Consider the following 22,244-nt stretch of genomic DNA (forward strand, 5'->3'; position numbering starts at 1 on the left):
ATCGTCCTCATTCAGCGGGGTGATGACGGCGTTCGAGCGCGGCGAGGCCACGTTCCGTGGCGGCGACCACGAGGGAACCCGAAGGCCCGCGCCGCGCCTCCACCAGGCCCTGCTCCAGCGCGTCCTCCCAGACCGTGAGGCGGGGGCAGGAGGTGCGCCAGGCCTCGATCGCCTCCTCGTAGGAACGCGGCGCGGGGCGCAGCCATTCCACAAGATCGAGCATCAGCGAATGAACGACGGAATTGCTCACGGTCCGCTCCATCCGGAAACCAGCAGCCATCCTCCCTGGGCCAGGTAGAAGATGGCGATGGTGGTGATGATCCGCCGCGACCAGAGGCGGAAGCCCGTCTCGCTCATCGCCTCCAGGATACGGCGCGCAAGCGTCGTACCCGTCATGGAGGCCGCCACGCCCATCACCGCGAGCCAGATAGGCACGCTGCCGGAATCCGGGATCAGCGCGGCGAAGTAGACGAATTTCAGCGCATGGCTCACCACCTGGCAGAAGGCCTTAGTGGCCACGATTTGCCGCCGGTCGAGGGAGCCTGTCCCGAGGAAGAAGGTATCCGCCAGCGGGCCGGAGACGCCGGTGATGAGCATCAGTCCCATGCAGATGCTGCCATAGACCAGCCCCTGCACGATGCTGTCCGGATTGGGCTTCATCCCCTGCGGCAGCATGCGTGCCAGGAAGGGCGTGATGCCGAGGCCCAGCAGCGCCCACGGCTTGTCCGGCACGAACTGCACCGTGGCCCAGGCGATGGTCGCCAGCACGCAGCCGCAGAGGTACGGAGCCACGCTGCGCCAGCGGACGTAGCGGATCCAGAGGATCGCCCGCCAGCCATTGGAGCCGATCTGCGTGATGGCATGGAGCGCCATGGCATCGGGCAGCGGCATGAGTGCCAGCAGGACGCCTACGAGAATGAGCCCGCCCGCCATTCCGAAGATGCCGGAGAGCAGCGAGGTCCCGATCATGATCGCGCAGAGAAGCGCAGCGAGGGGTAGCGACATGCCCGCCAATCTGCGCGCCAGCGAAACGTTGCGACAGGGAAGATATTCAGGCCCTTGCCTCAGCTTTCCTGAGGGTGGAGAAGGATGCATGTCGCGCGCGCTGCCCTTCCTCAACGGCCTCCGCGCCTTCGAGGCGGCGGCGCGGCACGGCAGCTTCGCCGCCGCGGGGGCGGAATTGCATGTCAGCCCCGCCGCTGTCAGCCGTCTGGTGCGGTTGCTGGAACAGCGCTTGGGAATCGGGCTCTTCGAGAGGCGGCCCAACCGGCTGCTCCTTACCCCGGCCGGAGAGTCCTATCGCATAGGTCTCAGCGGGATCTTCGACGAACTGGAGCGCCTGACTGAGGCCACGCGCGCCCGCGCGGGCCAGCGGGTGCTGGTGGTTGGCGTGGGGCCGAGCTTTGCTCACCACTGGCTCATTCCACGCCTAGCCGCTTGGCACGCGCATGCTCCGGGGATCGAGGTCCGCGTGCGGACCGGCGGGGCGGCGGCCGCCTTCGACGAAGGCTGGACCTGCGGCATTCGCCTCGGCGCCGGTGATTGGCCTGGCTTCGTCGCCACGCCGCTGATCGCGGCACAGCTGCGCCCAGTCTGTGGACCTGCCATGGCGGCGCGGCTCTCCCAGCCCGGACGCTTGGCATCCGTCCCTCTGCTCCGCGTGGCGCATGCCGAAGACGACTGGTCACAATGGTTGGCGGCGCAGGGCTTGGCCGGGCGCATCGCCGCACGCGGGCCGGTTTTCGACTTCTATGGGCAGGCACAGCAGGCGGCGGCGGACGGTCTGGGGGTCGCCATGGGGCTGAGCCCCTATGTAGACGATGCCCTGACCCAGGGACGATTGGTGTCGCCCTTCGCCGCGACGGTGCCGAAAGGCCACTGGTTCCTCATCCACCGACCGGGTCGCGAGGAGAACCCCGCCTTTGTCGCATTCCGGTCCTGGATTTTGGGGATGGTTGGACAATAGCGCGCTGGCCGCCGCCCGACGGCTAGGCCGCTCGAATTGAAAGCAACTGCTCTGATGTTCATCGTATTCGCGCGATCTTCGGCGAGATTGCGCATGAATGGAGCACTTTCCTGTTGAGGGTAATTTTCCGGCAAGCCTAACCTGCCTGGGCAGGGGCTGTCCTCTCGACGGGGCAGCTAAGGAACGCAAGCGCACTCCACGCAATTCCGGCCCCGCACCAGCGGGCTGGACGGGAGTTCCCATGACGACACGACGCCTTGCTTCCATCACCGCCGGCCTCGCCTTCCTGGCCGCCTTCGCTGCGTCACCCGCGCGGGCCCAGGAAACCGTCCTGCGCGTCGCCATGACGGCCGGCGACATCCCTGTCACCGCCGGCATGCCCGACCAGGGCTTCGAGGGCTTCCGTTTCGTCGGCTACAATCTTTACGACGCGCTGGTGGGCTGGGATCTCTCGCGCAGCGACGTGGCGGCCGACATCAAGCCGGGCCTCGCCGAATCCTGGGCGATCGATCCCAGCAACAACCGCCGCTGGATCTTCCGCCTGCGCCAGGGCGTGAAGTTCCACGACGGCTCGCCCTTCACCGCGGCCGACGTGGTCTGGAACTTCGAGCGCTATACGCGCGAGGGCGCGCCGCAGTTCAATGCGCGCCAGTTCGCCTTCGCCCGGCCGTATCTCGGCAATTTCGAGAGCATCGAGGCGGTGGACGAGCACACGGTCGCCATCACCACGAAGCAGACCGACAGCCTGCTGCCCTACAACATGAGCTTCCTCATGATGGTCAGCCCGCGCCGCTCGGCCGAGGTCAACAACGACGCCGACGCCTTCGCGCGCAACCCGTCGGGTACCGGCCCGTGGCGCTTCTCGCGCATGGTGCCCGGTGAGCGCCTGGAGCTGGTCCGCAACCCTGATTACTGGGACCGCGCCCGCGTGCCGAAGACGGACCGCCTGGTCCTGCTGCCCATGCCCGAGGCCTCGACGCGTACCGCCGCGTTGCTCTCCGGCCAGGTGGACTGGGTCGAGGCGCCGGCGCCTGACGCCATTCCCCGCCTGCGCTCCTCGCGCATGCAGATCGTCACGAACGCCTATCCGCACAACTGGTCCTACCAGCTGAACTTCGTGGATGGCCCCTTCGCCGACGTGCGGGTCCGCCGCGCGGCGAACCACGCGCTGAACCGCCCGGACTTCAAGGAAATGCTGGGCGGCGTGGCGCTCGAGAGCTACGCCAACCTGCCACCGGGCACGCCGTACTACGGCAACCCGACCCGCTACGAGTACAACCCGCAGCGGGCTCGGGCGCTGCTGCAGGAGGCGGGTTGCCTGCCCTGCCGCGTGACCCTGGCGATCTCGACCTCTGGTTCCGGGCAGATGCAGCCGCTGCCGATGAACGAGTTGGTGAAGGCGCAGCTGGAGGCCGCGGGCTTCCAGGTCACGCTGCAGACCATGGACTGGAACGCGCTGCTGCAGGTCGGCCGCGACGGGCGCCAGCGGCACCAGGGCGTGCACGGCATCAATATCAGCCGCTCGCTGCAGGACCCCTTCAACGGGATGTTCCGCTTCGTTTGGAGCCGCCAGGCCGCGCCCGCCGGCTCCAACTGGGGCCACTACAACAGCCCTGAGATGGACGCGCTGATCGACCAGGCGCTCAGCACCTTCGACCCGTCCGCGCGCAACGCCATCCTGGCGCGCGTGCATGAGAAGATGAGCGAGGACGCCGTCATGCTCTGGGTGGTGCATGACCTGAACCCCCGCGCCATGTCGCCCCGCGTGCGTGGTTTCGTGCAGGCGCAGAGCTGGTTCCAGGACCTGACGCCGATCACGATGTCGGCGCGCTGACCGCATGTTCGGCTACGTGATCCGGCGGCTCCTGGCCGCGATCCCCATCGCGCTGGGCGTCTCGATGATCTGCTTCGCGCTGGTCTTCCTGGCGCCGGGCGACCCCATCCAGACGCTGCTGCCGCCGGACGCGAGCGCCGAAACGGTGGAACAGCTGAAGCGGCTCTACGGACTCGATAGGCCCCTGCCGCTTCAGTACCTCGAATGGCTATGGCGCGTGATGCACGGCGATTTCGGCCGGTCCATCGCCAATGGCCGCCCGGTCCTGGAGGAGATCCAGCGCTCACTGGGCAATACGGTGCTGCTGGCGACAGTGGCGGTGCTGATCGCCTTCACCATCGCCTTCGTCCTTGGCACCATCGCCGGCCGCAAGTCCGGCACCTGGATCGACCGGCTGGTGACGGGCGTCGCCGTGCTCGGCGTCTCGGTGCCCAACTATTGGCTGGGCATCGTGCTGGTCATCATCTTCTCGGTCGAGATGATGGTGCTGCCAGCTTCCGGCACGGCCGGCGACACCTTCGACCCGACGAGCTGGGAGCACCTGCAGTACCTGGTGCTGCCAGTCATCACCCTCTCGATGATCCCCGTCGGCATCATCGCCCGCACCACTCGCTCGGCCATCTCGGAGGTGATGAATCAGGAATTCGTGGTGACGCTGCGGGCCAACGGCCTGCCGGAATGGCGCGTGCTGCGCCACGCGATCAAGAACGCGCTGCCGCCGGTGCTGGCCGTCATGGGCCTGCAGTTCGGCACGCTGATGGGCGGCTCCATCCTCGTGGAGACCGTCTTCTCCTGGCCAGGCAGCGGCTACCTGCTGAGCAAGGCGATCCTGACCCGCGACGTGCCGGTCCTGCAGGGCGCGATCCTCGTGCTCGCGATGATCTTCGTCGTCACCAACCTTGCCGTGGACCTCTTCCAGTCCACCCTCGATCCACGCATCCGGCGTGGCTGAAAGGCCGAACATGTCCACCGCCGTCAGCGACGCCGCCGTCCCGGATGCCGCCGAGCTCGCGCTGCCCAAGCAGCGCGGCTACTGGGGCACGGTCGGCTATCGCCTGCGATACGACTACGTCACGCTCTTCTTCCTGGCCCTGCTGGCGCTCATCATCCTCTCGGCGGTTTTCGCGCCGCTGCTGGCGCCCTTCGACCCGTACCAGGAGAGCATCATCCGGCGCCTCAAGCCGCCGGGCTACATGGACCGCTATATCCTCGGCACGGACGAACTCGGGCGCGACATGCTCTCCCGCCTGCTCTATGGCGGGCGCATCACGCTCACCATGGGCATCATGCCGGTGGTGGTGGCGACGCTGGTGGGCGGCAGCCTCGGGGTGCTCGCGGGCTATGCCGGCGGCGTGGTGAACATGATCATCATGCGCGTCGTCGACGTGTTCTACGCCTTTCCCTCGGTGCTGCTGGCGGTCGCCATCTCGGGCGCCATGGGCGGCGGCGCGGTGAACGGCATGATCGCGCTCGCGCTGGTCTTCATCCCGCCGCTCTGCCGCGTGGCCGAAACCGCGACGACGCAGGTTCGCAACCTCGACTTCGTGGATGCGGCGCGCGCGACGGGCGCGCCCATGCGCCTCGTGCTCTGGCACCACGTGCTGGGCAACGTGCTGGGTCCGGTGCTGATCTACGCGTCGAGCCTGATCTCGGTGGCGATCATCCTGGCCTCGGGCTTGTCCTTCCTCGGCCTCGGCGTGAAGCCGCCAGATCCGGACTGGGGCCTGATGCTGAACGCACTGCGCCAGTCGATCTATGTGAACCCGCTGGTGGCGGCGATGCCTGGCATCGCCATCCTCATCACCTCCATCAGCATGAACCTGGTGAGCGACGGCCTGCGCTCTGCCATGGACGTGCGGAGCTAGCTCATGGTCATGACCGACTTTGCGGTGAGCGAGAACGACGATCGCGACCGTGGCGGCCCCGCGCAGCCCCTGCTCACGGTCAACGGCCTCAAGAAGCACTTCGCCATCCGTGGCGGCGTGCTGGGCCGGGTGAAGGCGCATGTGCGGGCGGTGGACGGCATCTCCTTCACCGTGCGTAAGGGCGAGACACTGGGCATCGTGGGCGAGTCCGGGTGCGGGAAATCCACCGTGGCGCGGCTACTGATGCGGCTCATCCCGCCCGATGCCGGCGAGCAGATCTTCGACGGCGAAGCGGTGGGCGAGCCGCGCGGGATCACCGTCGCCGAGATGCGGCGCCAGGTGCAGATGGTGTTCCAGGACAGCGCCTCGTCCCTGAACCCGCGTATGCCGGTGCAGAACTCCATCGCCTTCGGCCCCATCGCCTTCGGCGCGAAGGAGGCCGAGGCGATCGGCATGGCGCGGGAGCTGCTCGTGAAAGTGGGCCTTAATCCGGCCCTCTTCGGCGGGCGCTATCCGCACGAGCTCTCGGGCGGCCAGAAGCAGCGCGTCAACATCGCGCGCGCGCTGGCGATGAAGCCGCGCATGATTATTCTCGACGAGGCGGTTTCGGCGCTCGACAAGAGCATCGAGGCGCAGGTGCTGAACCTGCTCCAGGCGCTGAAGCGCGACCTCAACCTCACCTACGTCTTCATCAGCCACGACCTCGGCGTGGTGCGCTGGATCAGCGACCGGGTGATGGTGATGTATCTCGGCGAGGTCGTGGAGATCGGCCCGGCGGACCAGCTCTACAACAACCCGAAGCACCCTTATACGCGCGCTCTCCTGGCCTCGCGCCCCGCGCTCGACCCCGATCACCGGCGCGAGGAGGCGCCGGTCAGCGGCGACCCGCCCAATCCGATCAACCCGCCCTCGGGCTGCCGCTTCCACACGCGCTGCCCGAATGCAGAGGCGGTTTGCAGTCTCAAGGCGCCCGTCCTGATGCAGCACGACGCCGACACGCATGCGGCGGCCTGCCATATGGAGGATCCGACCTCGGGCCACACGCAGGCCGTGCGGCCGCAGGGGATGCAGCATTGACCGCGCCCCTCATCGAGGTCGAGGACCTCTCGGTCAACTTCGTCACACGCGAGAGCAATGTCCGCGCGGTGAACGGCGTCAGCTTCACCATGATGCCGGGCGAGGTGATGTGCATGCTGGGCGAGTCCGGCTCGGGCAAGAGCGTCACCATGCGCGCGCTCATGCGCCTGCTGCCGCCCAAGCGCTCGGTCATCACCGGCAAGATCCGCGTGGCGGGCCAGGACGTGCTCGCCATGGACGACAAGGCGCTGCGCGCCATGCGCGGCTCCACCGTCTCCATGATCTTCCAGGAGCCGATGACGGCCTTCGATCCCGTGGCCCGCGTGGGGGACCAGATCGCCGAGGTCGTCTCGCTGCACAAGGGCGTCGACCGCAAGGCCGCGCGCCAACGGGCGCTGGACTTGTTCGAGCTGGTCCGCATCCCCTCCGCCCAGCGACGGCTCGACGCCTACCCGCACGAGCTGTCGGGCGGGTTGCGGCAACGCGCCATGATCGCCCTCGCGCTCTCCTGCGAGCCCAAGCTGCTGCTGGCGGACGAGCCGACCACGGCGCTCGACGCCACCGTGCAGATCCAGGTGCTGATCCTGCTGCGCCGCCTGCAGCAGGAGCTCGGGATGTCGGTGATCTTCGTGACGCATGACCTCGGCGTCGCGGCCGAGATCGCGGACCGGGTCTCCGTCATGTACGCCGGGCGCGTCGTCGAGACGGGCCCGGTGCGAGACCTGCTGCGTCATCCGCAGCACCCCTACACGGCGGGCCTGCTGGCTTCTACCGTGCATGATCAGCCGCGTGACCAGGACCTCAAGACCATTCCCGGTGCGCCACCCGACATGCGGCGCCTGCCGCCCGGCTGCAGCTTCGCGCCGCGTTGCTCGCGCGTCATCGCCGACTGCAACGCGGCCATGCCGCCGCCCGTCAGCCCAGTGCCCGGGCGCGTGGTGCGCTGCATCCGCGCTGGCGCCGTCGACGCGGTGCCCGCGTGATGCGGCACCTCCTCGACATCCCGCGGAGCGTGATCGACCGCGTCATCAAGCGCTGCGGCCGCCCGCATCCCTTCGCCGAGCTGGACCCCACGCGCACGGCGCTCCTCGTGGTGGACATGCAGCTTGGCTACATGGATGCGGAGGTCGGCCATTCCTGCGTGCCGACCGCGCCAGGAATCGTGCCCACTATCAACCGCCTGGCCGATAGCCTCCGCCAGGCCGGGGGCCTGGTCTGCTGGATCCAGAACGCGACGACCGAGCAGTCGCGCAGCGAATGGTCCGTGCTGGAGGAGCAGGCGAGCCCCGCCCGCCGCGCCGCGCGCATCCGCTCCGTTTCTCCCGGCACCAAAGGGCATGAGTTCTGGCCGACGCTGGATATCCGCGATGGCGACGAGATCGTGCCGAAGTACCGCTATTCCTGCTTCATCCGCGGCGCCTCGGACCTGGAGGAGCGGTTGCGGACGAGGGGGATCGACACGGTGCTGATCACGGGCACGCTGACCAATGTGTGCTGTGAGAGCACGGCGCGGGATGCCATGATGCTGAACTTCCGCACCATCATGGTCTCCGACGGCAATGCCGCGATGACGGATGCGGAGCACAATGCCTCCCTGATCAACTTCTACCTCTTCTTCGGCGACGTGCAGTCGGCGGCCGAGGTCGAGGCCGCGCTGGCTGACCACGCCGCATTGAGGCACGCTCCGGCTCCCTGAGTACGGAGCGGCCTCGATGGAATATCTACCCGGCGTCTACCTCTACACGCCGCCTGAGGGCGAGCCCGCGCCCTCCATCTTCGACGTGCCCCGCAGCGGGCGCGAGTATCCGCCGGGCTTCCACAGCACGGCGCCCTTCGCGGACGTGCATTTCCTCGTTTCGCATTACGTGGAGGAGCTCTGGGCGCTGGCGCCGAAATCCGGCAGCGGGCTGCTCTATGCCACCTTTGTGAACAACTTCATCGACGCCAATCGCAGCGAGCACGACATCGACCCCGAGGTGCTCAACGAGCCCTGGCCGGACCGCATCGCCCCATCGGAGAAGACGCAGAGCATCGGTATGGGGCTCATCCACAGCCGCGCGCGCGGCCATCGTCTCTATCCTGAGGGTCTGACGGTGGCCGAGGTGAAGCGCCGCATTGAGAACTACTGGCGCCCCTATCACGACCGGCTCTCTGGCCTGCTGGCGGAACGCCGCGCGGCGTCCGGCATCGCCTATCACCTGAGCTGCCATTGCATGACCTCGATCGGCCCGGCCCACGCGCACGACACGGGCCAGCGCCGCAAGGATTTCTGCCTGAGCGACCGCCACGGCACCACGAGCTCGCGCGAGTTCATCGAGATGATCGCGGAATCGCTGAGGAAGCGCGGGTACAGCGTGACCTTCAACGATCCCTTCGTCGGCGCGGAATCCGTGCGGCTGCATAGCGACCCGGCGAACGGCATTCACAGCGTCCAGATCGAGACGATCAAGGAGATCTTCATGGATGATTACACCTTCGTGAAGCGGCCGGATTTCGACCGCATCCAGCAGGATATGGGCGAAGTCGCGGCCGAGATCGCGGCTTACGCCCGGGGCCAGGCGAGCTAGGCCGCGCGCACCGGCGCCGGCTGGCCGTGGCGGGCGCGGCTCGCTGCCTTAGAGCCCCGCGCTCTCCAGACGTAGCACGGCCCGGGCCATGGCCTGGGCCCGCGGCACGAAGCTCGCGACCTCCAGATACTCTTCCGGGCTGTGCGCGAGGCCGCCAACCGGGCCGACGGAGCAGATGGTCGGCGCGCCCTGCGCGGCGGTGAAGCCGCTATCGGCGCAGCCACCGGAGAATTCGGGCTTCACGTCCAGCCCGGCATCCTTCGCCGCGCCCTGGTACATGGCGAAGAGCCGGGCGGCGGCCTCGTCCTGGGTCAGCGGCAGGAACTCGCCCTTGATGGTCAGCTTCGCCTTGGTGCCGGGCACGTAGCTCTTCTCGATGATCGCGTGGATCTTGCCCATGATCTCGTCGCGGTCGGCCGGGTTCACGTAGCGCAGGTCGATCTGCCCGGTGGCCGAGGGCGCGACCGTGTTCACGCTCTGCCCGCCCGAGACCAGGCCGACATTGAGCGTGATGCCGCGCTTGAGGTCCGTCAGCGCATGGATGGCGACGATCTTGTGCGCCAGCTCACCGATGGCGGAGATGCCGGCTTCGAAATTGCCGCCCGAATGCGCGGCCTTCCCTTCGATCTCGAAGATCGAGAACACGCCGCCCTTACGGCCTGTCACCACATTGCCCGTGGCGCGCCCGGGCTCCGAATTGAAGACGACGCGCGCGCCGCGCGCCTCCTCCTCGATCACCGCGCGGCCCTCGGGGGAGCCGATCTCCTCGTCGCCCGTGAAGAGGCCGACCATGGGGCCGGGGGCGCCGCCGAACTTCTTGAAGGCGGCGAGGACGAACATGTTCATCACCAGCCCGGCCTTCATGTCGGCCACGCCGGGGCCATAGGCGCGGCCACCCTTGATGGTGAAGGGCCGGCGAGTCGGCTCGCCCTTGGGGAAGACGGTGTCGCGATGGCCCATCAGCACGATGTTGGCGGCCTGGTTGCCGCGCGTGCGGACCGCGCCCGAACCCTCATGCGGCAGGACGGCGCGGAGGCAGTCGCCGAACTTCTCGCCCCGGACCGTTTCGACGGCGATGCCGTGGGATTCGCAGAAATCCTTGACGATCTGGCCGACGGCATCCACGCCCGCCTTGTCGTAGCTGCCGCCATCGGTGTTCACCATGGCCTCCAGCGCATCGAGCATCGCCTGCTCCTGGGTGGCGAGCCAGGCGATGATCTTGGCTTCGGTGCTCTCGGTGTTCATGGGGCGCTCCCGTAACGAATTCAGGCGGGGAGGGCAGCATGTCGGGCCCCGGCGCGCAACCGGGGCGGGAACTATTCCACCTTTCCGATGCGCTGGACGGCGGCGACCAGCCTGGCGCTGTCCTCGGAGAGGAAGGAGGTGAATTCCGGCGCGTCCAGATAGCGTGGGGGCGAGCCCGCGGCCTCGAAGGCGCGCAGCAGATCAGCATCCTGCATGGCGGCGCGCATGCCCTCGCGGAGCCGGGCCAGGACCGGGGCGGGGGTGGCGGCGGGGGCCAGGAGCCCCGCCCAAATGTAGAACTCGACCTCGGGGTAGCCCGCTTCGATGAAGGTCGGCACTTCCGGGAAGGCAGGGGCGCGCTGGCGGCCCCAGCAGCCCAGGACGCGCAGCCGGCCGGACTGCACATGCTGCGTCAGCGTGCCTGGCGCGGAGGCCAGAGCCTTGATGTCGTCCGAGAGCAGCGCGGTGATGGCAGGTCCCGCGCCCTGGAAGGGGACGTGTAGCAGGCGGATGCCGGCGGCGCTCGCGAACATCTCCATCGCCACGTGCAGCGTGCCGTAGGCGCCGGAGGAGCCGTAGGGGATATCACCCGGCCGCGCCTTCGCATCGGCCACGAAATCCGCGATGGAACGCCAGGGCGCCGAGGCGGGCACCGCCAGCATGGTGGGGTCCGCGTTCACCAGGGCGATGGGGGCGAACTGGTCCACCGTGTAGGGCGCGGGGCGGCCGAAGAGCCTCTCGGCCTCCGGGATGACGGCCAGCGAGGACAGCGCCATCAGCAGCGTGTAGCCATCGGCGGGGGCGCGCGAGACGAAGCCCGAGCCGATGGCGCCCGCGCCGCCGGGCCGGTTCTGCACGACCACCGGCTGGCGCAGCAGGCGCTCGAGCGCAGAGGCCACGGGGCGCGCGGCCAGGTCCGCCTGGCCGCCCGGCGGGAAGCCGACGACGATGGTGACCGCGCGGCTGGGGAAATCCTGCGCGGCGGCAGGAAGTGCGGCGGCGAGCGGAGAGGAAAGGAGCAGGCGCCGCGACAGCGACGCCGGGCTCATTCCTTAGTGCCGCGGCGGACGACGATCTCGCTGACCGTCGCGCTCTCCACGACCGTCTTCTCGGCGTGGATCTCGGACAGCAGGCGCGGTGCCTCGTAGAACGAGGCCGCGTCCGGAAGGCGGTCGGTCGGGCGGGCCGGCGCCGCGCTGAGGCTGCGGCGGCGGGCCATGGGCAGGGGCTTCAGTCCACGCATCTTGTCATCCTCCCGCAACGGGATTGCCTTATGGCCGTCAGGCGACCCGATTCTCCAGAGTGCCGATGCCCGGCACCTCGATCCGCACCACATCGCCGGCCTTCATGAAGACCGGCGGATTGAAGCCGATGCCCACGCCCGCCGGGGTGCCGGTGGCGATCACGTCGCCCGGCTCCAGCGTGATGGCGGCGCTGATCGCCTCGATCAGCGTGGGAATGTCGAAGATCAGGTCGGCGACCGGGGCGTGCTGCCGCTTCTCGCCGTTCACCCAGGTGGTGAGGGTGAGCTTGGTCGGGTCCGGCACCTCGTCCGCCGTCAGGATCGCGGGGCCCATCGGGCAGTAGCTGTCGAGCCCCTTGCCCAGGATCCACTGGCTGTGCCGCTTCTGCAGATGGCGAGCCGTGACGTCGTTGATGATGGTGTAACCGAAGACATGCTGCAGCGCGGCGGACTTGGCGATGCCGCGCCCACCTTTGCCGATCACGACGCCCAGCTCTCCTTCGTAGTCGAGGCCGCCCTCGGGGGCGAGCTCGCTCAGGATCGGCTCCCCAGTCGCGATGATGGAGGTGTGGGGTTTGCTGAATACGACGGGGTAGGGCGGCACCACGTCCTTTGCGCCGCCGTCGAAGCCGGAGCCGGCGAATTCCTTCGCATGCTCATGATAGTTCTTGCCGACGCAGAAGATGTTCTTGGGGGTGCGCGGGATGGGGGCGCAGAGTGTCGCCTTCTCCACCACCGGGGCCTTCTCCACGGCCGCGCGAAGCTTGTCGAGCATGGCGGGCTCGGCGGCGGCCAGGGCCAGCATGGTCTGGCCGGCCATCGCGGGTTCCACGGCGGCTAGGTCGAGCACCGCTCCGCCTTCGCCGAGCGCGCCAACCTCCTGGCGCACCTGACCGGCGCGAGTGAACGTCACAAGCCGCATGAAGCTGTCCCCGAGCAGAACCCGGGGCGGTGAAGCAGTTTTACGTCTGGGTTACAAGCTTGGCGCCGCTGGGGTCTGCAATGCGATCTCCAGGGCCCTCGCCGCGCGGAAGCACAGATCGTCGCGGTAGAGCGCGGCGGCGACCTGCACGGCGCGTGGCATACCCTCGGCATCCAGGCCGACCGGCACAGAGATGGCGGGCTGGCGGGTCAGGTTGAAGGCGAAGGTCCAGGGCGCCCAGTCGCGCCAGAGCGCCTGCTGCGGGTGGAGCGTCGGCATGTCGGCCGCGAAGGCCGCCGTGGGTGTGCAGGGCGCGAGAATCAGGTCGTAGCGCTGGTGGAAGCGGGCCATGGCGTGCGCGGCCTCGATCCGCAGCGCGTCGGCGCCGAGGAAGTCGACAGCGCTCATCTTCGTCTCTGATTCGGCGACCTCCAGGATCCCCGCGTCCAACAGGGCGCGCTTCTCCTCCGGGATGGTTGCGACGAGGCGGGCCATGGCCACGCCCCAGACGCGGCCGAAGATGGCGCGGATATCGGGCAGCCGGGGCTCGGCTTCCTCCACAATGGCGCCGGCGGCCTCCAGTGCGCGGGCGGCCTCGACCAGCGCGGTCTCGCCCTCGGCGTCCAGCGGGGCCTCGAAACCCATGCGGCGGACGATCGCCACGCGCATCCCGGCGACGCCATCCTCCATGCCGTCACGCCAGTCGCGCTTCTCGTCCGGCAGGCAGAAGGGATCGCGCAGGTCGAAGCGGGCGAGCGCGTTCATCATCAGCGCCGCGTCACGTGTACTGCGGGCCATGGGGCCGGCGACGGCCACATTGGCAAAGGCGCCGAGCGGCCATTGCGGCACGCGCCCGAAGCTCGGTTTCACGCCGATCACGCCGCAGAAGGCCGCCGGGATGCGGATCGAGCCGCCGGCATCGGTGCCGATATGCAGGGGCCCGAAGCAGGCCGCCGCCGCCGCGCCCGCGCCGGAGGAGGAGCCGCCCGGCGTGCGTTCGCGGTTCCAGGGGTTGCGGGTGATGCCGTGCAGCGGGCAATCGCCCGGGGACTTCCAGCCGAATTCCGTCGTGGTGGTCTTACCCACGATAACGGCGCCCGCCTGCTTGAGGCCCATCACCGAGGGCGCGTCCTCGGCGGCGGGGGTGGCGTCCGTGGTGCGGCTGCCGCGGCGGGTGGGGAAGCCTGCCAGGTTAAGCAGATCCTTCACGGTCGCGGGCACGCCATCAAGCGGGCCCATGGGACGGCCCGCCATCCAGCGCGCCTCGCTCTCGCCCGCCTGCTGGATGGCGCGGGGGTTGAGGGCGGCGAAGGCGTTCACCCAGGGGTTCATGCGGGCGATGCGCTCCGTCACCGCCTTCAGCGCCTCCACGGGCGAGAGCGCGCGGCGGGCATAGAGGGCGAGCAGCTCCTCCGCCGTCATCAGGGCGGGGTCGGTCGGGGGGAGGGGGGTGTCGTGCATGGCGGCGGAGAATGCGTCGAAAGGCGGTGGGGGGCCACCCGGACGATCGCATGCCTGAGACTTAGATGTGCTGGGCCGATTTTCTCGCGTTATAGTTGCGGCTAGGGAGCCCATATGGACGCCGAAACAAAATCCGACAGCCTTCTCAACGAGATGCTGGCCCAGGCTGTACAGGACAAGGCCACCGTCAGCGCAGCGGGCAAGCCCCTCGGCCGACTGACCCACGGCCTCACGATCCGCCCCCTCAAGACACATACGGATGATCGCGGCACAGTCACCGAGCTCTTCGACCCGCGCTGGGACTTCCACCCGGATCCACTCGTCTTTGCCTATACCTTCACGATCCGGCCCGGCGTCGTGAAGGGCTGGAACCTCCATCGGCGGCACGAGGATCGCTACAGCATCCTGCAGGGAGAGATGGAGCTGGTCCTGTTCGATCCCCGGGCCGGCAGCCCTACCTTCGGCCAGGTCTGCCGGATCGTCCTCTCGGAGCATGAGCGCTGCCTCGTGAACGTCCCCGTCGATGTGTGGCACGCGGATCGCAACATCGGCACGAGCGATGTCGTGATCGTGAACTTCCCCACCATCCAGTACGACCACGCGGCCCCTGACAAATGGCGCCTGCCGCTTGATACCCACTTGATTCCGCATCGCTTCCCGGAGGGGACCACGGGAGGATGAGCGGGGAGGCGCCGCGCTTCTCGATCCTGTTGCCCACTCATAACAGGGCGGATGTGTTGGGCTTCGCCATCGAATCGGTGCTGGCCCAGACCGAGCCGGATTTCGAGTTGCTGGTCGTGGCCGATGGCTGCACGGACGCCACTAGTGAGGTCGTGGCCCGCTTCGGCGACCCCCGGATTCGCTTCTTCGACCTGCCGAAGGCGCCCTTCTTCGGCTACGCGAACCGCAACCTGGCGCTACGTGAGGCGAAAGGGCGCCTGGTCGCCTTTGCCGCGCATGACGACCTGCTTCTGCCCGACCATCTGGAGCTGATGGGCGCGCTGATGGATCGGGAGGGTTGCGCCTGGGCGTATAGCCGCCCGCTCTGGGTCTCAACGGACGGCGTGGTCGTTCCCTTCGCCACGGACCTCCGCGTGCCTGGCCAGATGAGGGAATTCCAGGAGCGTAACTCCATTCCCGCCGCCGGCATCGTCCATACCCGGGCAGCGCTGGAACAGGCGGGCTTCTGGCCGGAGGACGTGCCCTCGGCGGCGGACTGGATCCTGTGGCGCCGGATGCTGGCGATCGACACGCGGCCTCCCGGTTTCCTCCGGACGCCGACGAATTTGCACTTCGTCGCGAACTGGAAGAGATCCCGCTTCTCGGCGAGCCCAGAGGTCGAGATGCTGTTGCGCGTCGCGGACGGGGTGGAGTGGTGGCCGGCCATCCTGCGGCATCCGCCGGTGCAGGAGTTGGAGCAGGCGACGCTCTGGCGGGCCATGCGGGCGGGAGGCGAGGGCTGGGTGGAGGAGTTCCGGGCAGCGGTGGAGGACGTTCTCGACCGGATCGCCTGGATGGCCATCCGGGAGACCATGCCCGGCCGGGACGCCGCCAAGGGCGCCGCCCTCGAAGCGGCTGCGCGGGAGGCTGCCGCGCTTGCCGCGGCCGAAGCTGCTGATCTCCGCGAGGCACAGGCCCGGGCCGAGGTCGCCGCTATGTCGGAGAGAGAGCGGGCCTCGGCGGATCGCGAAAAGTATGCCGGCGAAGTTGCGGCGGCTGCGCTTCGTGGCGAAAGCGCCGCCCGAGCCGAGATCGATGCGGGCCTCAAGCGGGAAGCCGCTGCCCTCCAACGGCTGGAGATGTCCCGGCAAGAGGCAGAAGCCCTGCGTGCCAGCACCTCCTGGCGGATCACCGCGCCGTTGCGCAGCCTAGCCCGATGCTTACGCCCTCGCGGGTGAAGCTGGCGCGGCCCTGGTCAATACTCTTGCAACGGTTCCCGGAAAGGATCATATGGGGGCCTTCATCACACTCCGTTCTTAGGGGGGTGGCCTTCCGGGGCCGCCTTTTTTGTTTTTGTCCATCGAACGACCGCGACACGAAGGGCTAGACGCCCGAATCGCCGACCTCGTGGCCCCGACCATCGAGCATCTGGGCTATGAGTTGGTCCGGGTGCAGATCAGCGGCAAGGAACGCCCGACCGTCCAGATCATGGCCGACCGCGTCGATGGCGAGGCCTTCACGGTCGAGGATTGCGAGACGATCAGCCACGCCGTCGGCGCCGTGCTCGATGTGGCGGATCCGATCAAGGCCGAGTGGATGCTGGAGGTTTCCTCGCCGGGCATCGACCGCCCCCTGACCCGCGCCAAGGATTGGGAGCGCTTCGCGGGCCATGTCGCGACCGTGGAGATGCTGATCCCCATCGAGGGCCGCAAGCGCTTCCGCGGCATCGTGCTGGGCGCCGACCTGGACAATGCCCGGCTCCGCCTCGACGAAGGCCCCGAGATCACCCTGCCGCGCGACCAGATGCGCCGCGCGAAACTGGTTCTGACAGACGAGCTCATCGCCGCCACCGCGGCGCCTAAAGGGAACTGAGACATGGCTCTGGACGTAGCGATTCCGCGCCCCGAATTCCTGCAGGTGGCCGAGGCGGTCGCCCGCGAGAAGATGATCGAGCGCGAGGAAGTGCTCGAGGCCATGGAGCTCGCCATGGGCAAGGCCGGCAAGCAAAAGTACGGCCTTGAGAAGGATATCCGCGCCACCATCGACCGTAAGAACGGCGAGGTCCGCCTCTCGCGCTGGACCGAGGTCGTCGAGCAGGAGCCGGTGGAGAACGAGGACACCCAGATCCCGCTGCGCATTGCGCAGAAGGTGAAGCCGGGCATCCAGGTCGGCGAGTTCATCGTCGATCCGCTGCCGCCCATCGATTTCGGCCGCATCGCCGCGCAGACTGCCAAGCAGGTGATCGTGCAGCGCGTGCGCGAGGTGGAGCGGAAGAAGCAATTCGACGAGTACAAGGACCGCGTCGGCGAGATCATCAACGGCACCGTGAAGCGCACCGAGTACGGCAACCTGATGGTCGAGCTCGGCAAGGCCGAGGCCCTTCTGCGCCGCGACGAGACCATCCCCCGCGAGGCCTTCAAGAACGGCGACCGCGTGCGGGCGTATATCTACGATGTCCGCGAGGAAGCGCGCGGCCCGCAGATTTTCCTCAGCCGCACGCATCCGGGCTTCCTGGCGAAGCTGTTCGCGCAGGAGGTGCCGGAGATCTACGACGGGATCATCGAGATCAAGGCGGTCGCGCGTGACCCCGGGTCCCGAGCCAAGATGGCCGTCATCTCCCGCGATTCGTCGATCGACCCCGTCGGTGCCTGCGTCGGCATGCGCGGCAGTCGCGTGCAGGCCGTCGTGGCCGAGTTGCAGGGCGAGAAGATCGACATCATCCCCTGGAGCCAGGACATCGCGACCTTCATCGTGAACGCGATGGCGCCGGCCGAGGTCTCCAAGGTCGTGCTCGACGACGAGAGCAAGCGAGTCGAGGTCGTCGTGCCGGATGAGCAGCTTTCGCTCGCCATCGGCCGCCGTGGCCAGAACGTGCGCCTCGCCTCTCAGCTGACGCGCTACGACATCGATATCCTGACCGAAGCCGGCGAGTCCGAGCGCCGCCAGGAGGACTTCCGCAAGCGCAGCGGCCTCTTCGTCGAGGCCCTGGACGTGGACGACGTCATCGCCGGCCTGCTGGTGACCGAGGGCTATTCGACCATCGAGGAGATCGTCGAGGTCGAGGACGAGGAGCTCGCGGGCATCGAGGGCTTCGACGAGAACATCGCCGCCGAGCTGAAGCGCCGCGGCATGGCCTTCCTCGAGGCCAAGGACGCGGAGCTGGAAGCCAAGCGCGTCGAACTCGGCGTGGACGATGTCATCGCGGGCATGGGAACCTTCACCCCCGCCATGCTGGTGGCCCTGGGCGAAGGCGGCGTGAAGTCGCTCGACGATCTTGCGGACTTGGCCTCGGACGAGCTGATCGAGATTCTGGGTGCCGACTCGATGGACGAGGAGACCGCCAACGCCGTGATCATGGCCGCGCGCGCCCATTGGTTCGGCGAGGAAGGCGGGGAAGGGGAAGAGCCTGCTGCCTGACGCTCCGGCCCTTACCGACGATCTGCCGGATGACGCGATCGCGCGGGAGCGCGGTCCGTTGCGCCGATGCATTGTCACGCGACAGGTTCTTCCAAAGGAGTCGATGCTCCGTTTCGTGATCGGGCCCATGCGTGAACTGGTGCCTGATCCGGGTGGACGCCTGCCGGGCAGAGGCCTATGGTTGTCGGCGCAGGACGAGATTTTGCGGAAAGCGCTGAAGCAGGGCGCCTTCGCCAAGGCAGCGCGGTGCTCCGTGGGAGTTCCGGGCGATCTTGGCGCGCTTGTCGTTTCTGGCCTACGCCAGCGTTTCCGTGACCTCCTGGCCTTTGCCCGGCGTAGCGGGGAGGCAGTGGCGGGGAGGGAAGCGGTTCTGGACTGGCTGCGCCAAGACAAGGCGGCGCTTCTGATCCAGGCCTCGGATGGAAGCCCCGCGGAACGAAGCAGGCTTCTCGGCAGCCGGGAGCTGCCGGTACTGACCCCACTGACGGCCGAGGAGCTGGGCGGGGTTTTCGGGCGGGATCGCGCGGTGCATGTCGCGGTCTCACCAGGTCGGATGTTGGCCTCGCTTTTGGCGGAATCGGTCCGGTTGGCCGGTTTCGCGAAAAGCTGAGGCATAAGGATTGGTTTCGGAACGGCGAATGAGCGACCAGAACGATCAGGATGCGGCGAAGAGCCGGTTGAGCCTCCGCCCCGCGGGCCGCTTGGAGCTGGGGAAGACTGTGGATGCCGGGAGCGTCCGGCAGAGCTTCAGCCATGGCCGCAGCAAGGTGGTGCAGGTCGAGGTCGTGAAGAAGCGCGCCCCGGCCCCGGCGGCGACGCCCGGTACGCTACGCGTGCCCACGCCTCCAGCCCGCCCTGGGGCGCCGCGGCCCGCCGCGCCTGCCGGCGCGCCCAAGTCCGGTGGCCCCGCGCCGCGCGGCGCGGCGCCTTCGGCCGGCCGCCCGCTCACGGCTGCCGAGCTTGCGACCCGTCAGCGAGTGCTGGAAGAGCAGCGCCGCGTCGAGGCGCAGCGTGAGCGCGACCAGCGCGAGCAGCAGGCCCTGATGGTCCGCAGCGCGGCCGAGGAAGCCGCACGCCGCGCCGAAGACGAGGCCCGCCAGCGCGAGGAGAGCGAAGCCGCCGCCCGCGCCGCCGAGATCGAGGCTCGCAAGGCCGCCGAGGCCGCCGCTGCCGCTGCTAAGGCCGCGCCGGCCGACGAGGCTCCGCGCCCTGCTGCGCCCCAACCCGCGCCGGCGCCCGCGGCCACTCGCCCCGCGCCGTCCGAGGCTCCGCGTCCGGCCGCGCCGCGCGTAACCCCACTGGCCGCCCGCGCGACGCAGGGGCCGGCCCTGCGCCCCTCCGCGCCGCCGAGCGGGCCTTCCGCCCGGCTTTCGCTCAACCCGCGCGCCCGTGACGAGGGCGAGGACGATCGCCGCGGTCCCGCGCGCCGTCCGGGCGGCTTCAGCGCGCCCGGGGGCGCCAAGCGCCCGGCGCCCGCGCCCGTCAAGAAGACCCCGCTCGCCGGTGGCCGCCGCGACGCCAGCGGCCGCATCGACGTCGCCGCCGCGATGGATGGCGAGGACGAGCGCAGCCGCTCGATGGCCTCGGTCCGCCGTGCCCGTGAGCGCGAGCGGCGCCAGGCCGAGTTGCAGCGCCTTCGCGCCGGTCAGGAGCGGGTCGTCCGCGACGTGATCATCCCCGAGACCATCACGGTCCAGGAGCTCGCCAACCGCATGGCCGCCCGTGGCGGCGAGGTAGTGAAGGCCCTGTTCCGCATGGGCGTGATGGCGACTCTGACGCAGAGCATCGACGCCGACACGGCCGAGCTGGTCGCGCAGGAGTTCGGGCATCGCGTGAAGCGCGTGGCGGATGACGACGTGGAGCTGGGCCTGGAAGGCATGGTCGATGAGGACGAGGCCCTGCAGCCCCGCCCGCCGGTCGTGACCATCATGGGCCATGTCGACCACGGCAAGACGAGCCTGCTCGACGCGCTGCGTAAGACCGACGTGGCGGCGCGCGAGGCGGGTGGCATCACCCAGCACATCGGCGCCTATCAGGTCGACACGCCCCAGGGGAAGGTCACCTTCATCGACACGCCGGGCCACGAGGCCTTCACGGCGATGCGCGCCCGCGGCGCCGGCGTCACCGACATGGTGGTGCTGGTGGTGGCGGCCGATGACGGCGTGATGCCGCAGACGATCGAGGCCATCAAGCATGCCAAGGCGGCCGACGTTCCGCTGATCGTGGCGGTGAACAAGATCGACAAGCCCGGCGTGAACCTCGATCGGGTGCGCAACGAGCTGCTGCAGCACGAGATCGTGGTCGAAAGCCTGGGTGGCGACACGCAGGAGATTCAGGTCTCCGCGCTGAAGGGCACGAACCTCGACAAGCTGCTGGAGGCCATCATCCTCCAGGCCGAGATCCTGGACCTGCGCGCCAATCCGGACCGTGCCGGCGAGGGCACCGTGATCGAGAGCAAGCTCGACCGCGGCCGCGGCCCCGTGGCCACGGTGCTCGTGCAGAACGGCACGCTGAACCAGGGCGACATCGTGGTCGCTGGCTCCGAATGGGGCCGCGTCCGCGCGCTGGTCGACAACCGCGGCGCGCAGATCAAGGCTGCTGGCCCGTCCTTCCCGGTCGAGATCCTCGGCCTCTCGGGCGTGCCTTCGGCCGGCGAGAACTTCGTCGCCGTCGAGAGCGAGTCCAAGGCGCGCGAGGTGAGCGAGTTCCGTCAGCGCCGCGCCCGCGACAAGGCGGCGGCGGCGCTTGGCGCCAGCCGTGGCTCGCTCAACGAGATGCTGGCCCGCATCCAGGCGGGCGAGCAGAAGGAGGTCGCGGTCGTCGTCAAGGCGGACGTGCAGGGCTCGGCCGAGGCGATCAACGTCACCCTCGGCAAGCTCGGCAACGAGGAGGTGCGCGTGCGCGTGCTGCACTCGGCGGTCGGCCAGATCACCGAAAGCGACATCCAGCTCGCCAAGGCCTCCAATGCCGTGGTCGTCGCCTTCAACGTCCGCGCCACGACGCAGGCGCGCGAGATGGCGCAGCGTGATGGCGTGGACATCCGCTACTACTCGATCATCTACCAGGTCTCCGACGACATCGAGGCGATGTATAAGTCGCGCCTGGCGCCGGTTCAGCGTGAGAACTTCATTGGCTATGCGCAGATCCTGCAGGTCTTCGAGGTCAAGCGCCTGGGCAATGTGGCAGGCTGCCGCGTGACCGAGGGCGTGGTGAAGCGCGGCTGCGGCGTGCGTCTGCTGCGCGATGGCATTGTCATCCATGAGGGCGAGCTCTCGACCCTCCGCCGCTTCAAGGATGACGTGAAGGAAGTCACGAACGGCTACGAATGCGGCATGGGCTTCAAGAACTACGACGACATCCGCGTTGGCGACCAGATCGAGTGCTTCGAGACGGAGACTGTGGCGGCCGCCTGATCTTCGCGGTTGCAGTCATTGGGGCGCGGCGGGGCTGCCCGCCGCGCCTTTTGCTTTTCAGAAGAGACGAAAGATGGCCAAGCGCCAGAACGACAACCCGCCCGGCATGCCCTCGCAGCGCCAGCTCCGCGTCGCTGAGGAAGTCCGGCACGCCCTGGCTGCCGTCTTCGAGCGGGGCGACTTCCGCGACCCGGACCTCGCCAATGCGCGAATCACGGTGACAGAGGTGCGCGCGAGCCCGGACCTGAAGCACATGACGGCCTTCATCAGTGGCCTCGGCCGCGACGTGCCGCCCGAGCAGTTCGCAGCGCTGAAGCGTGCGAGTGCCTTCCTGCGCGGACAGGTGGCGAAGTCCGTGCGGCTGAAGTATGCGCCGGACTTGCATTTCCAGCCGGACAACGCGCTCGACTATGCGATGAAGATGGACGCGCTGATGAAGCAGCCGGCCGTCCGTCGGGACATCCTCTCCGCCCCGCGCCCGCCGGCCGAGGATGACGACGGGGAATAGCAGCCCCCCGCGCGCATGGCGCGGTTTTGGCTATCCTTCCGCGCGCGAAGCCTTAGAAGGCGCGCT

General features: G+C 68.6%; 22 protein-coding genes. 15 read left to right on the forward strand and 7 right to left on the reverse strand.

Going from position 1 to position 22,244, the window contains the following annotated elements:
- Positions 1-7: 7 nt before the first annotated feature.
- Together WJM96_RS21165 and WJM96_RS21170 are read right to left on the reverse strand one after the other, a co-directional pair.
- On the reverse strand, positions 8-250 hold the full coding sequence (locus WJM96_RS21165) for a hypothetical protein (protein ID WP_424814540.1): 243 nt from the start codon (positions 248-250) through the stop codon (positions 8-10).
- Positions 247-1,005 (reverse strand): TSUP family transporter, encoded by a 759-nt coding sequence (locus WJM96_RS21170; protein ID WP_424814541.1) that lies wholly within the window; start codon positions 1,003-1,005, stop codon positions 247-249. Before WJM96_RS21170 ends, WJM96_RS21165 begins: the two co-directional genes overlap by 4 nt.
- Positions 1,006-1,093: 88 nt before the next feature.
- Between WJM96_RS21170 and WJM96_RS21175 the strand changes: the two genes are divergently transcribed.
- The 8 genes from WJM96_RS21175 to WJM96_RS21210 all read left to right on the forward strand — a co-directional run bounded on the left by WJM96_RS21175 (position 1,094) and on the right by WJM96_RS21210 (position 9,309).
- Positions 1,094-1,966 carry a LysR substrate-binding domain-containing protein gene (locus WJM96_RS21175; protein ID WP_424814542.1) on the forward strand — a complete coding sequence of 291 codons (873 nt, stop codon included), beginning with the start codon at positions 1,094-1,096 and terminating at the stop codon, positions 1,964-1,966.
- Positions 1,967-2,207: 241 nt separating this feature from the next.
- Complete coding sequence (locus WJM96_RS21180) at positions 2,208-3,800, forward strand: ABC transporter substrate-binding protein (RefSeq protein WP_424814543.1); 1,593 nt, start codon at positions 2,208-2,210, stop codon at positions 3,798-3,800.
- Positions 3,801-3,804: 4 nt separating this feature from the next.
- Positions 3,805-4,752 carry an ABC transporter permease gene (locus WJM96_RS21185; protein WP_424814544.1) on the forward strand — a complete coding sequence of 316 codons (948 nt, stop codon included), beginning with the start codon at positions 3,805-3,807 and terminating at the stop codon, positions 4,750-4,752.
- A gap of 10 nt (positions 4,753-4,762) precedes the next feature.
- Complete coding sequence (locus WJM96_RS21190; protein ID WP_424814545.1) at positions 4,763-5,665, forward strand: ABC transporter permease; 903 nt, start codon at positions 4,763-4,765, stop codon at positions 5,663-5,665.
- Between the two features lie 3 nt (positions 5,666-5,668).
- Positions 5,669-6,742: an ABC transporter ATP-binding protein gene (locus WJM96_RS21195; protein ID WP_424814546.1), complete on the forward strand. Its 1,074-nt coding sequence runs from the start codon at positions 5,669-5,671 to the stop codon at positions 6,740-6,742.
- Complete coding sequence (locus WJM96_RS21200; RefSeq protein WP_424814547.1) at positions 6,739-7,725, forward strand: ABC transporter ATP-binding protein; 987 nt, start codon at positions 6,739-6,741, stop codon at positions 7,723-7,725. The genes WJM96_RS21195 and WJM96_RS21200 overlap by 4 nt, the downstream gene beginning before the upstream one ends.
- The gene (locus WJM96_RS21205) at positions 7,725-8,438 is read left to right on the forward strand and encodes an isochorismatase family protein (RefSeq protein WP_424814600.1); all 714 of its coding nucleotides are present in this window, start codon (positions 7,725-7,727) and stop codon (positions 8,436-8,438) included. The genes WJM96_RS21200 and WJM96_RS21205 overlap by 1 nt, the downstream gene beginning before the upstream one ends.
- A gap of 16 nt (positions 8,439-8,454) precedes the next feature.
- On the forward strand, positions 8,455-9,309 hold the full coding sequence (locus WJM96_RS21210; protein WP_424814548.1) for an N-formylglutamate amidohydrolase: 855 nt from the start codon (positions 8,455-8,457) through the stop codon (positions 9,307-9,309).
- Between the two features lie 48 nt (positions 9,310-9,357).
- Here WJM96_RS21210 and WJM96_RS21215 read toward each other — a convergent pair whose 3' ends face one another.
- The 5 genes from WJM96_RS21215 to WJM96_RS21235 all read right to left on the reverse strand — a co-directional run bounded on the left by WJM96_RS21215 (position 9,358) and on the right by WJM96_RS21235 (position 14,180).
- Positions 9,358-10,554 (reverse strand): M20 family metallopeptidase, encoded by a 1,197-nt coding sequence (locus WJM96_RS21215; RefSeq protein WP_424814549.1) that lies wholly within the window; start codon positions 10,552-10,554, stop codon positions 9,358-9,360.
- A gap of 71 nt (positions 10,555-10,625) precedes the next feature.
- Positions 10,626-11,603 carry a tripartite tricarboxylate transporter substrate binding protein gene (locus WJM96_RS21220; RefSeq protein ID WP_424814550.1) on the reverse strand — a complete coding sequence of 326 codons (978 nt, stop codon included), beginning with the start codon at positions 11,601-11,603 and terminating at the stop codon, positions 10,626-10,628.
- Entirely contained in the window at positions 11,600-11,797 is a 198-nt protein-coding gene (locus tag WJM96_RS21225; RefSeq protein WP_424814551.1) for a hypothetical protein, read from the reverse strand. Before WJM96_RS21225 ends, WJM96_RS21220 begins: the two co-directional genes overlap by 4 nt.
- A 37-nt stretch (positions 11,798-11,834) precedes the next feature.
- Positions 11,835-12,686: a fumarylacetoacetate hydrolase family protein gene (locus tag WJM96_RS21230; protein WP_424814552.1), complete on the reverse strand. Its 852-nt coding sequence runs from the start codon at positions 12,684-12,686 to the stop codon at positions 11,835-11,837.
- 84 nt (positions 12,687-12,770) lie between these two features.
- A complete protein-coding gene (locus tag WJM96_RS21235) occupies positions 12,771-14,180 on the reverse strand; it encodes an amidase (protein ID WP_424814553.1) in 1,410 nt (469 codons plus the stop codon).
- A 114-nt stretch (positions 14,181-14,294) separates the two neighbouring features.
- Here WJM96_RS21235 and WJM96_RS21240 point away from each other — a divergent pair, with 114 nt between their 5' ends.
- The 7 genes from WJM96_RS21240 to rbfA all read left to right on the forward strand — a co-directional run bounded on the left by WJM96_RS21240 (position 14,295) and on the right by rbfA (position 22,178).
- Positions 14,295-14,861 (forward strand): dTDP-4-dehydrorhamnose 3,5-epimerase family protein, encoded by a 567-nt coding sequence (locus WJM96_RS21240; protein WP_424814554.1) that lies wholly within the window; start codon positions 14,295-14,297, stop codon positions 14,859-14,861.
- Entirely contained in the window at positions 14,858-16,078 is a 1,221-nt protein-coding gene (locus tag WJM96_RS21245) for a glycosyltransferase family 2 protein (protein ID WP_424814555.1), read from the forward strand. The genes WJM96_RS21240 and WJM96_RS21245 overlap by 4 nt, the downstream gene beginning before the upstream one ends.
- Before the next feature lie 109 nt (positions 16,079-16,187).
- The gene (gene rimP, locus WJM96_RS21250; protein ID WP_424814556.1) at positions 16,188-16,712 is read left to right on the forward strand and encodes a ribosome maturation factor RimP; all 525 of its coding nucleotides are present in this window, start codon (positions 16,188-16,190) and stop codon (positions 16,710-16,712) included.
- Positions 16,713-16,715: 3 nt separating this feature from the next.
- Positions 16,716-18,257, forward strand: coding sequence for a transcription termination factor NusA (nusA, locus tag WJM96_RS21255; protein WP_424814557.1), 1,542 nt, complete (start codon positions 16,716-16,718; stop codon positions 18,255-18,257).
- A gap of 22 nt (positions 18,258-18,279) precedes the next feature.
- Entirely contained in the window at positions 18,280-18,867 is a 588-nt protein-coding gene (locus WJM96_RS21260; protein ID WP_424814601.1) for an RNA-binding protein, read from the forward strand.
- Between the two features lie 28 nt (positions 18,868-18,895).
- On the forward strand, positions 18,896-21,670 hold the full coding sequence (infB, locus tag WJM96_RS21265) for a translation initiation factor IF-2 (protein WP_424814558.1): 2,775 nt from the start codon (positions 18,896-18,898) through the stop codon (positions 21,668-21,670).
- Between the two features lie 73 nt (positions 21,671-21,743).
- A complete protein-coding gene (gene rbfA / locus WJM96_RS21270; RefSeq protein WP_424814559.1) occupies positions 21,744-22,178 on the forward strand; it encodes a 30S ribosome-binding factor RbfA in 435 nt (144 codons plus the stop codon).
- Positions 22,179-22,244: the final 66 nt, after the last annotated feature.

The sequence above is a fragment of the Roseococcus sp. YIM B11640 genome (genome assembly GCF_049727625.1).
GTDB lineage: Bacteria > Pseudomonadota > Alphaproteobacteria > Acetobacterales > Acetobacteraceae > Roseococcus.